Source organism: Alkalibaculum bacchi (assembly GCF_003317055.1).
Taxonomy (GTDB): Bacteria; Bacillota; Clostridia; order Eubacteriales; family Alkalibacteraceae; genus Alkalibaculum; species Alkalibaculum bacchi.
Genome location: NZ_QNRX01000010.1, coordinates 103,980 through 114,682 on the forward strand (window position 1 = coordinate 103,980; position 10,703 = coordinate 114,682).

Annotated in this window: 12 protein-coding genes and 6 tRNA genes; 4 read left to right on the forward strand and 14 right to left on the reverse strand. The window is 33.1% G+C overall.

Features of this window, described 5'->3' with window-relative positions; all coding sequences use genetic code 11:
* Positions 1–98: 98 nt before the first annotated feature.
* From DES36_RS08915 to DES36_RS14830, 7 genes are all read right to left on the reverse strand, one after another.
* Positions 99–845 carry a class I SAM-dependent methyltransferase gene (locus tag DES36_RS08915; protein ID WP_113920877.1) on the reverse strand — a complete coding sequence of 249 codons (747 nt, stop codon included), beginning with the start codon at positions 843–845 and terminating at the stop codon, positions 99–101.
* 439 nt (positions 846–1,284) lie between these two features.
* Positions 1,285–1,677 (reverse strand): arsenate reductase ArsC, encoded by a 393-nt coding sequence (locus DES36_RS08920; protein WP_113920878.1) that lies wholly within the window; start codon positions 1,675–1,677, stop codon positions 1,285–1,287.
* 405 nt (positions 1,678–2,082) lie between these two features.
* Positions 2,083–2,169, reverse strand: a tRNA-Leu gene (locus tag DES36_RS08925).
* A 153-nt stretch (positions 2,170–2,322) separates the two neighbouring features.
* Positions 2,323–2,469, reverse strand: a complete 147-nt coding sequence (locus DES36_RS14825; RefSeq protein WP_170128251.1) for a hypothetical protein — start codon at positions 2,467–2,469, stop codon at positions 2,323–2,325.
* 86 nt (positions 2,470–2,555) lie between these two features.
* On the reverse strand, positions 2,556–2,906 hold the full coding sequence (locus tag DES36_RS08930; protein ID WP_113920879.1) for a hypothetical protein: 351 nt from the start codon (positions 2,904–2,906) through the stop codon (positions 2,556–2,558).
* A gap of 165 nt (positions 2,907–3,071) precedes the next feature.
* Positions 3,072–4,517, reverse strand: coding sequence for a sodium:solute symporter family protein (locus DES36_RS08935; protein ID WP_113920880.1), 1,446 nt, complete (start codon positions 4,515–4,517; stop codon positions 3,072–3,074).
* 346 nt (positions 4,518–4,863) lie between these two features.
* Positions 4,864–5,004: a hypothetical protein gene (locus DES36_RS14830; protein WP_170128252.1), complete on the reverse strand. Its 141-nt coding sequence runs from the start codon at positions 5,002–5,004 to the stop codon at positions 4,864–4,866.
* 274 nt (positions 5,005–5,278) lie between these two features.
* On the opposite strand from DES36_RS14830, the gene DES36_RS08940 reads away from it, so the two are divergent.
* From DES36_RS08940 to DES36_RS08955, 4 genes are all read left to right on the forward strand, one after another.
* On the forward strand, positions 5,279–5,947 hold the full coding sequence (locus DES36_RS08940) for an amino acid ABC transporter permease (RefSeq protein WP_113920881.1): 669 nt from the start codon (positions 5,279–5,281) through the stop codon (positions 5,945–5,947).
* Entirely contained in the window at positions 5,928–6,605 is a 678-nt protein-coding gene (locus tag DES36_RS08945; protein ID WP_113920882.1) for an amino acid ABC transporter permease, read from the forward strand. Before DES36_RS08940 ends, DES36_RS08945 begins: the two co-directional genes overlap by 20 nt.
* A gap of 152 nt (positions 6,606–6,757) precedes the next feature.
* Positions 6,758–7,531, forward strand: a complete 774-nt coding sequence (locus tag DES36_RS08950; RefSeq protein WP_113920883.1) for an amino acid ABC transporter ATP-binding protein — start codon at positions 6,758–6,760, stop codon at positions 7,529–7,531.
* On the forward strand, positions 7,528–8,373 hold the full coding sequence (locus DES36_RS08955; RefSeq protein WP_113920884.1) for a cysteine ABC transporter substrate-binding protein: 846 nt from the start codon (positions 7,528–7,530) through the stop codon (positions 8,371–8,373). Before DES36_RS08950 ends, DES36_RS08955 begins: the two co-directional genes overlap by 4 nt.
* A 233-nt stretch (positions 8,374–8,606) precedes the next feature.
* On the opposite strand, the gene DES36_RS08960 is transcribed toward DES36_RS08955, so the two are convergent.
* From DES36_RS08960 to DES36_RS08990, 7 genes are all read right to left on the reverse strand, one after another.
* Entirely contained in the window at positions 8,607–9,029 is a 423-nt protein-coding gene (locus DES36_RS08960) for a universal stress protein (protein ID WP_170128253.1), read from the reverse strand.
* Positions 9,030–9,072: 43 nt separating this feature from the next.
* The gene (locus DES36_RS08965; protein WP_113920886.1) at positions 9,073–9,495 is read right to left on the reverse strand and encodes a universal stress protein; all 423 of its coding nucleotides are present in this window, start codon (positions 9,493–9,495) and stop codon (positions 9,073–9,075) included.
* A 364-nt stretch (positions 9,496–9,859) separates the two neighbouring features.
* Positions 9,860–9,944 (reverse strand) — tRNA-Tyr (locus tag DES36_RS08970).
* A 45-nt stretch (positions 9,945–9,989) separates the two neighbouring features.
* A tRNA-Thr gene (locus tag DES36_RS08975) sits at positions 9,990–10,064 on the reverse strand.
* A gap of 234 nt (positions 10,065–10,298) precedes the next feature.
* A tRNA-Asp gene (locus DES36_RS08980) sits at positions 10,299–10,375 on the reverse strand.
* 73 nt (positions 10,376–10,448) lie between these two features.
* Positions 10,449–10,523: transfer RNA gene (locus DES36_RS08985), tRNA-Glu, on the reverse strand.
* A gap of 85 nt (positions 10,524–10,608) precedes the next feature.
* A tRNA-Asn gene (locus tag DES36_RS08990) sits at positions 10,609–10,683 on the reverse strand.
* Between the last annotated feature and the right edge of the window lie 20 nt (positions 10,684–10,703).

A 10,703-nucleotide genomic window follows, 5' to 3' on the forward strand; every position in this document is an offset into this window, starting at 1 on the left:
ATAATCAAATTAGGTATCGTTTCCAGCTACCAGCATTTTGCATTCCTTTTAAGTCACTTTTTTATTTGCCAAATAAGTTCGTATTATGATTATTTATATTATTTTTCTGCTCGTATCATAAAGCCCAAACTATCTGGGTAGAGTGCAATTTCCTCTTCTGTCCAAGTTGTTTCATATATAGTTGTATCCGTTAATACCTTTGAAAATCCGATATTTAATAAAATCATTGAATCCCACTGAGGTCTTTGGTACCTGCTAAGAGGAAGTTGTCTACTAATAGACTCCATAATATCGCTCTCTGAATAAAAGTGATAATCGCAGTACAGTTTATCAATGTCAACATTACTATGCTCTGCCTTATTGTCATCAAAAAGATATCCATACCAATTGGCATCAAAATTGAGCATACGACCACCTTTTTTAAGAACACGATGCCAGTCTGTATACGCATCAACTGGTCGTTCTAAATTCCAAGTAAGATTACGAGTAATAATAACATCAAAGGACTCATCGTCAAAATCTAAAGAGTGCGCATCCATCTGACGGAATGTAATCTTATCTTTACAATCCTTTGCATTGCTTGCAGCCTGCTTTAACATTTCTTCAGTATAATCTACAGCAACTACATCATAGCCTGCTTTAGCTAGTAGAATAGCAAAAAATCCTGGACCTGTTCCAATATCAAGTATTTTAAGTTCCTTTCCTTCGTGCTTTGGAAAATTTTCTAATAACACATTTATCCAAACTTTTTTATTATCATCCTCTAAACATTTTTTGATTCCATCTGAATAAGATACAGAGCGTTTTGACCAATAGGATTCGATATCCTTTAACAATGTTTTCACTATAATAACCTCCTCAAAATAAAAGAACCACAAAATACGTCATCTTTCTGATGACAGTACCTTCGTGGTTCCATCGTGTTCTCTTATTTTTAATTTTTATTTTAACTTTCAATCAATGACTGCTCTAGTTTATCTTTTGGCTGCATTCTTGCAGCAATTTACGTTACTTTCTGTAACAACTTTATCTTAACATATAAACTTTATTTGTTCAATATTTTTTAACAAGGTGAGCAATTATTTTAAAATTTATTTTAATAGTGAGATTGCCTTTCACGCTTAACAAATCCCATATCTCTTAATTTTGCCAGATGCTTTCAAATTTTAGGTTGCGATTCGCTCATTATTCCCTGCAACTGACATACACAAAGGATTTTATGGTATAACAAAATTAAAATTCTTAATCCGGTTTCATCTAATAATACTTTAAATAAACTAGCTTTTATTTTTTTAATCTTTGTGCTAAATCCTTGATTTTTTCTTCTATTGTATTAATCACCGCGATGAATTCCTCATCGCTTTTACCCGTAGGATCATCAAGGCCCCAGTCTTCTTTTTCTTCACTAGGCAAGTAAGGGCATACTACATTACAACCCATAGTTACGACAATATCAATAGGTGGAAGTTCATCAATTAATTTGGAATGTTGAGTTTCCTCCATATCTATGCCGTATCGTTCTTTCATCAATCGAACAGCATCCTGATTGATCTGAGGTTTGGTTTCTGTCCCTGCGGAATAACTTTCAAATACATCACTGGCAAAATGTTTGCCTAAGGCCTCTGCAATTTGTGAACGACAGGAGTTGTGCACACATATAAATCCTACTTTTTTCATCGGTAGTACCTCCATTAGAACCATATTTAATGAACTTGTTTAATTTATCGACTTTTATTCCATCTGCGCTCCATAGTATTCTAGTTCTTTCTTTTGCAGTCACATACAGTTATAAAAGACAGACAACATTGATATAATAATGTTTTTTTGAGTGCTTATTTTTACTATTCTTATTGATTTTCAGATTTCCTTACTAGAAGTATTTGGTAACACTAAATCTAAAACAATGAAGTATGGTTTTATTGTATAAAAGAGCTCAATAATTTTGCTGTAAAAACAAGAAAACGAACTTTGCTAACAACTAAAAAAAGCCTTTAACTTAGAAGGCTTCTACTTATTTTATATATATTTGTTTTTTATGTGATATAAACTATTTTTTAAATCTAATAAAGCTTTTGAAAATAATGGTGCCGAAGGCGGGAGTCGAACCCGCACGAGTGTTACCTCACTGGATTTTGAGTCCAGCGCGTCTGCCAATTCCACCACTTCGGCACTTATCTGCAATAAATAGAATAACATAAACTTAAAAGTATTTCAATGTTTTTATATTATTTTTTAAGATAGTGTAAATTAAAAGTAAATTAAAGAACCAATATGCAGTTTTATAATAATCTACATATTGGCTTTATAAGTACTAACTAATTTTTATTCTTCGTTATCTGTACTAAATTCATCGTTTAATACATAATCATTCCATAAATCAAAATTGGGATCATAGACGTGTTCAATTTGCTTTAAAACTTGCCTTAATGTTAAATTCATTTTTTCATTGTCATCTTTCCAAGTTGCCATAATCCTTCCTCCCTTTAACTAATGATTCTAGAATTTTAGTTTATGTATTATCCGTAAAATCATTCAAGAAAAAAGTAGACCGCAGCCTACTTCTTTTTTTGAATTTTTGAAATGAGGGTTTCTTTGTCCGTAATTCGCTCATAACCTTTATTTGCAGCCATTGATACAATTAGAGCATTTATTAAGTCTAAAAGTATTACTCCAAACAATTCTTGTGTTGTTTTATCTGTAAAACTCCCACTTGCGTAGCTAATAGATAAAAGCAATAACAAGGAGATTACATAGGATATAATCTCCGTTGGCATAAAGATGATATCAAAAAATTTTAGTAAAATCCAATCAATAAAACGTTTTGTAATCTGTGTGATTACCCCGACTAATAAAACTAATACAGGGAATTCTGCTAAAGATTGTAATGTTAACAATTCATCAATCAAAGTTCACACCTCCTCTTAACATTTATATTCTAAAATTCTTTGAATAGTACGCCGATTTATGAGTGTTTTCTTAAATATAAGTGTACAATCACAAAAAAAGAGGATGCCTTTTGCATCCCCTTTTATACATAAGGTGCATCCACTATTTGTTCTATATTACTTCTCTCATTGCACTTTCTTATTGGCTTCCACTCTATCGCAAATGAATGCAAGAACAAACATTATCATTATTGTTGTTAATATTGATATAGAAGCAATTATTGATGCAGATGGCATGCCATAAATACCTACACCTATTGACATAAATATAAAACCATAAATGGATGAAATAACCGCTGGAATTTTATTAGTATGTTTTGAAAACACACAATACCAATAGGGACCAATACATACGGATGCAATCATACCCCAGGAAATGGACATAAGAGATATGATAGAATTTGGTATTATAGACATAATCGCGGATAGCACAATAAATAGTGAACTAAAGATACGTGCTAATATAATTTTTTTATTATCACTTAATTTATATTTTTTAAATATAACAGGTAACAGATCTTCTGTGAGCGCTGAAGCTCCAGTAAGGACAAGGGCTGCTAAAGTAGACATAGAAGCGGCTAAAAGCATAATAAATATCAAAGTAAAAAAGAAATCATTTGTTATAAAATACATGATTGTACCCATTACTTTATCTGTAGTATCTGGTAGAGTTAGATATCCCTTCTGAAAAAAAATCTGGCTGAAACCACCAACAAAATACATTCCTCCTGCAATCAACAAACAACCAACAGTCGCAATAATACTGGTAGCTTTAATTTGGGTTTTTTCAACAGAAACAAATTTGCTGATTAGTTGTGGCGTTGCGCATCCTCCTACACTTGTTAGAATTACCGTAGCAAAAACTTTTAAAAAATTTTTGCCTCCAAATAGTGCAACTAAATCTCTTCCGCCTTCAAGGGAAACGAGAGTTTGTAATCCTACTTTAAATCCTCCAATAGCTTCATTTTTGAAAAAAACAATATAATAAATTAAAACGCATACAAGTATCAAGCCCCCTTGAATTACGCTGTTAGACATCATTGCTGAATTTCCGCCAAGAGCGACATACAAAGCAGTAACAACTGCCAAAGCTATGATGCAGTACTCAAAAGGAATATCAAACAATCTTAGAAAAATAAAGCTTATGCCTTGATAAACACTTGCAGAGTATGGAATCAAGAATGCTAAAATAACAAATGCCGTGAACATCCTTAAAAAACGTGAGTTTAAACGAGCTTCAACTATCTGAGGCAATGTATATACTCCTAAATCTTCTGACAATTGGCGAGTACGTCCGGCAAGAAATGTCCAAGCAAATAAACCCGTAATAAATGCATTCATAATTCCAATCCACATAACGCTTATACCCATTTCAAAACCCAAAGAACCGCATAAACTAAACATTACTGCAGAAAAAAATGTAGTTAAATATGCACTAGCACTGGTTATTGCACCTACATTCCTCCCTCCAGTATAATAGCTATCTGCATCGACAATTTTCTTTCTACTAATTACACCATTAACAATCATACATAATAGATATATAAGTATTACAGATATTTTAACAATCACTGAGCAACTCTCCTAAATTTTTTTTCTTTTGTAGGTCCTAATGCTGCATAATTGAACAAATAAAAAATTTTAAATTTTTATCATACTATCAATTTTCGTTTCATTACTCCTTTCATTACTCCTTTACACAAAATTTCCCTTAAAATTTAATATATAAACTGAATTATAAACAAAGTAATTCATAATATCAAGAACTTTTATAAACTCTATAGTGAAAACCAACTACATATTGAGTCTTAGAAAAATTTTACATACAAAAAAGCAGCCAATACGGCTACTCTTAAAATATAACTGTATTATTTATAAATTGCCCTTAATCATTTTATGTTTATTATTTACCAATAGATTAATTTAATAAATTGTAGATAAACAACTTCTCCATAGTCTTCACTTGTTCTTCATCTTTAATGTCTAAATGCTCTTTTATCATTTTTCTGATTAATAATTCATTCTGTAATGCATCTTTTTTGCTTTTATAATCTTCCATCCTTGTGTCTCCTTTAAGATGCCTAAATATATTGTAATAATATATTTTTATTTTATTAATTTTAGTCTAATATCAATAACAATTATTGTCAATACACTCTAATAGACTATTCAATTTTACTATATTTTAATTGTAAAAACTATAGAATAATAAAATGCCAACTAAACAAATAAGTTTAATATTTTTTTGTTCAAATCCATTGACATTAAGGGATTATCCACGTATACTTTAATAATATAAACTAAAATTTTATTATACTTATCTTCTTAAGGAGGTGGATTTTACGGACGTTCCATTTATTATAAAAAGTATCCCTCTATATGTGGAAGCAATGAAAGTTACTCTAGTCATAGGTTTATTGGGAATTGTTTTGTCTCTTCTCTTAGGTTTATTATGCAGCATTATTACATATTACCAAGTTAAGGGGCTTAAGAGAATAGTAGCTATATATATTGAATTATCAAGAAATACACCTTTATTAATTCAGCTATTTTTCCTGTATTACGGGCTACCTCAGTTAGGCATTAAATTAGAGTCTACTACTTGTGCCATAATTGGACTTACTTTTTTAGGAGGCAGTTATATGGCTGAAGCCTTTCGTAGTGGACTAGAGGCTGTAAGTAAGACACAAATAGAAGCTGGTTTGAGCATTGGACTTACGAATCCACAATTAATACGCTATGTGATTTTACCCCAGGCAATAGCTGTAGCTATCCCTGGAATTGGCGCCAATGCGATTTTTTTATTAAAAGAAACTTCCGTTTTTAGTGCAGTCGCCCTAGCTGATTTAATGTTTGTGGCAAAGGATTTAATTGGTATGTATTATAAAACCAATGAGGCACTTCTGGTTTTGGTCATCGCATATCTGATTATTTTACTGCCAATGTCCCTAGGGATTACTCTACTAGAAAGGAGGATACGCTATGCAGGATTTGGGCGTTAGAGTTTTATTTCAAGGAATCAATATGCAACGCCTCCTTGGTGGACTCTTGATAACAGGTAGAATTGCCTTAGTCTCTATTATCCTTTCAACAGTATTAGGAATTGCATTTGGACTTCTAATGCTTAGAAAAAATAAAATAATCAATATTCTATGTAGAATATACCTAGAAGCCATCCGAATCATACCTTTGCTCGTTTGGTTATTCATATTCTATTTTGGTGTGACAAAAGCATTTCGCATTCACTTAGACGGAGAAGTCGTCTGCATTATTGTGTTTACACTTTGGGGAACTGCTGAAATGGGTGATATTGTAAGAGGGGCCGTAACATCACTTCCTGTCCATCAGAAAGAAAGTGGTAAGGCAATAGGGCTCACAGACCTTCAAATTTATCGGTACATAATTATTCCTCAAGCTGTAAGAAGGCTTGTCCCGGCAGCAATTAATTTAGCTACACGCATGATTAAAACTACTTCATTAGCCGTCTTAATTGGCGTGATAGAAGTATTAAAAATAGGTCAGCAAATTATTGAGTCCTCTATTTTAAAAACCCCAACTGCATCTCTTTGGGTCTATGGGTTTATTTTCTTCCTGTACTTTATTATTTGTTATCCTGTGACTATTTTTTCTAGAAAATTAGAAGAAAAATGGCAAAGCTAGGCGCTTCGCTTAGCTACCATCAATCAACGATCAGTGTTTATGTATGCCTTTGGGGTCATTCTTCTAAGAGAGCATAAAAGTTAAGTTACGTATTAATAATATGTATATACTTGTAAACAAAGCATGTAATTTAAATGAAAGGGGGTTTACGTATGGGTGTAGAAGATCAGAAACCCTTATTACAAATTAAAAACTTACACAAAAAATACGATGATTTAGTCGCTTTATCTGATATATCTTTAGAAGTTCATTCAGGTGAAGTTGTGGTTGTATTAGGTCCTTCTGGATGTGGTAAAAGTACACTGCTTCGCTGTATCAATGGACTTGAGGAGATTCAATCTGGAGAAATCTTACTAGATAACAAAATCATAAACTTAGACAAAACTCAATGGCATCAAATACGTCAAAAGATTGGAATGGTATTTCAAAGTTATGATTTGTTTCCTCATATGACAATCTTAGAAAATGTTTTGCTAGGCCCTATTAAAGTACAGAAACGAAATAGAGAAGACGTTATAAAAGAAGCAAAACAACTTCTTGAAAGAGTAGGGCTTATAGACAAAATAGACGCTTATCCAAGACAGCTTTCAGGTGGACAAAAGCAGAGGGTAGCCATTGTTCGAGCACTTTGTATGAATCCTGAAATAATGCTCTTTGATGAAGTAACAGCAGCACTAGATCCTGAAATGGTTCGAGAAGTTTTAGACGTTATGCTAGAATTAGCTAATCAAGGGATGACAATGATTATTGTTACCCACGAAATGGCTTTTGCCAGAGCAGTAGCAGATCGAATCATCTTTATGGATAAAGGTAAGATTGCAGAAATCGCTTCTCCTGAAGAATTCTTTACAAATCCAAATACAGAGAGAGCACAAAAATTCTTAAATACATTTAGTTTTGATAATGAAAGGAGCAATAATAAATGAAAAAAAACAAATTAATATCTTTAGCATTCATTTTGATCTTAATGGCAGGCTTATTTGTGGCATGTAGCCAACCTGAAGAAGAACTATCATCTCTTGAAAAAATCAAAGAAAATGATGTAATCCGAATAGGAGTCTTTGGAGACAAGCCACCATTTGGATACATTGACGAAAATGGTGAAAATCAAGGATACGATATTTATCTTGCAAAACGTATAACAAAAGATCTACTAGGTGATGAATCAAAAGTTGAATTTGTAGTCACAGAAGCTGCTAACAGAGTTGAATACCTTCAATCTGGAAAAGTAGATCTCATATTGGCTAATTTTACCGTAACTCCTGAAAGAAAAGAAGCTGTTGATTTTGCCAATCCATATATGAAGGTTAGTTTAGGCATCGTATCACCAGATGGTTCTGTAATTACAGATGTAGAGCAATTAGAAGGTAAAAAACTGATTGTCAACAAAGGAACAACAGCAGAAATGTATTTCACTCAAAATCACCCAGATATCGAACTAATAAAATATGATCAAAACACAGAAGCATTTAATGCTTTAAAAGATGGACGTGGGGATGCATTAGCTCATGATAATACATTAGTATTTGCTTGGGTTGTTGAAAATGAAGGTTTCACAACTGGTATTACTGAACTTGGAAACCAAGATTATATCGCACCTGCAGTACAAAAGGGAGATACAGAACTATTAAATTGGGTTAATGATGAGCTTAAAAAATTAGGGGAAGAAAACTTCATGCACAAGAATTATGAAGCTACATTAAAACCTGTATATGGTGATACCGTAGATCCTGAATCTGTAGTTGTTGAAGGTGGGATAGTAGAGTAAGCTATTAAGCAACCAGCGGCCAGCCATCAGCACTAGGGTCCAGTTTCACAGGTCTAAGACTTAACTACATATAAATATCAGTTAATAAAATAAGGGTTATAAAATCAAAATGATTTTATAACCCTTTTATTTTTTTCCTATTTAACTCATTGGCAATATGCAAGCTTATTAAACCTTTGACCCACAAAGCTCTGCCCTAGAATACTGATGGCTGATGGCTGATGACTAAAGAATTACTTGACAATTAATATTGGCTTTTTAATACCGTGAACTACTTTATTTGCAATACTTCCTAATAAAAATCCTTGGATTAATCCAGCACTTAAACCCATAGATCCCATTACTACTAAATCAATATCATTATTTTCGCTATAATCGATTATCTCAGTGGCAATATCGCCTTCTAAAGATACTAGTTCTACTTTGTCCTCCATATCAGAAAAATGTTTTTTAGCCGCTTGTAGTAATGTTTCTGAATTATCTTTTAACATATGATAGTATTTTTGAGTTTCTTCAAATGCAAGATATGGTATAATTGTATTTCGAACATTTAAAAGAATAATATTGCTATCAAAGACTCTGGCAATTTCTTTTGCCTTTAGCATAGCTCTCTTAGAATAGTCTGATCCATCAATAGTTACTAAAATAGTTTTCATTACCATCCCCCCAAATTCACATTTTTAATATCAATTATTTGTGTTATTTGACAATTAATAGAGGTTTATTCAGTCTATGAAGCACTTTATTTGCAACACTACCAATTAAAACTCTTTTAATACCATCAGCATTAAGTCCTTCAGATCCAATAATAACTAAATCGATATCATTATTCTCAACATATTTGACGATGCTCCTAGCTGCATTACCTTCTATTGATACTGTATTTATATTGCATTCTAAATCAGAAAAGAACTCCTTGCCTTCATTTAATACCTTTTCGGACATTTCGTTAACAAATGCTAAATAATCCTCTATTTTGTTATAGTATCCCTCTTGCACAGGAATCTCTCTAACATTTAAGAGAGTAATATTAGAGTTGAAAACCCTTGCAAACTCTTTTGCTTTTGCCATTGCTTTCTTTGAACCTTCAGAACCATCTATGGGTATTGCAATATTTTTCATATTATAACCTCCCCTTGTTCGTGTTATATTTTACTTATACCCTCACTTTCATAAGTAAAACAGTTTGGTGTTATAAGTTCTATGTAAAAGCCTATAGATTATCATTGATAGCCTATATAGTGAGATGATAGAATTGTGTTCGCCTATATACGAGTTTAAATTCCGCTTTCAACTTTCCCCTTTCCACATAAGAAGAATAGCGCCTGCGGCGCATTAGCTACTAGCAGCCAGTCTTCAGTCATCAGTGCTAGAGTCAAGTCTTACGGGTGAAAGATTCAATTACATAAAAAAAGAGACCCCATAAAGAATCTCTATTATATGCTTTTCATTATTTACTATTCACTTTTAACTGTTCATTGCTATTTGGTGGTGGGAGATGGATTCGAACCATCGAAGGCTGAGCCGACAGATTTACAGTCTGTTCCCTTTGGCCACTCGGGAACCCCACCGGGTTAAATATCATTATATTAATAATTTACCTTTAAATAAAAAAATGGAGCTGGCAATAGGAATCGAACCTACAACCTGCTGATTACAAGTCAGCTGCTCTACCGTTGAGCCATGCCAGCATATCTTATATTATTTACTACCTATCCCATAATGATGCACTATATTTGTTTTGCCTAACTAAGTGACTCACAAAAAATTTCAAAAATCGAAATTTTGGTTCTCTACTTATACCGTTGAGCCATGCCAGCATATTAGTTCTATGTTCTATGTTTTAAGTTCTAAGTATTTCGTCACTTTTCGTGACTTGCGCTTTTACATAGAACTTACAACTTATATCTTACAACTTGTAAAAATGGCGACCTGGAACGGGCTCGAACCGTCGACCTCCAGCGTGACAGGCTGGCATTCTAACCAACTGAACTACCAGGCCGCATTACAATATTTTGATACTCAGTGACTCTTTGAAAATTGTTTATTATTCATTGTTCACTGTTAATTAAATTTGGTGACCCCACCGGGAATCGAACCCGGGATACCGCCGTGAAAGGGCGATGTCTTAACCGCTTGACCATAGGGCCTTATTTTTAGCTACCAGCGACCAGCTATCAGTCACCAGCATTTTATATTCCAATGGAATACTTTTTAATTATTCATTGAATAACTTGGCTCCTCAGGTTGGATTCGAACCAACAACCTCCCGGTTAACAGCCGATTGCTCCACCATTGAGCTACTGAGGAATGAATCCGCGACGTCCTAT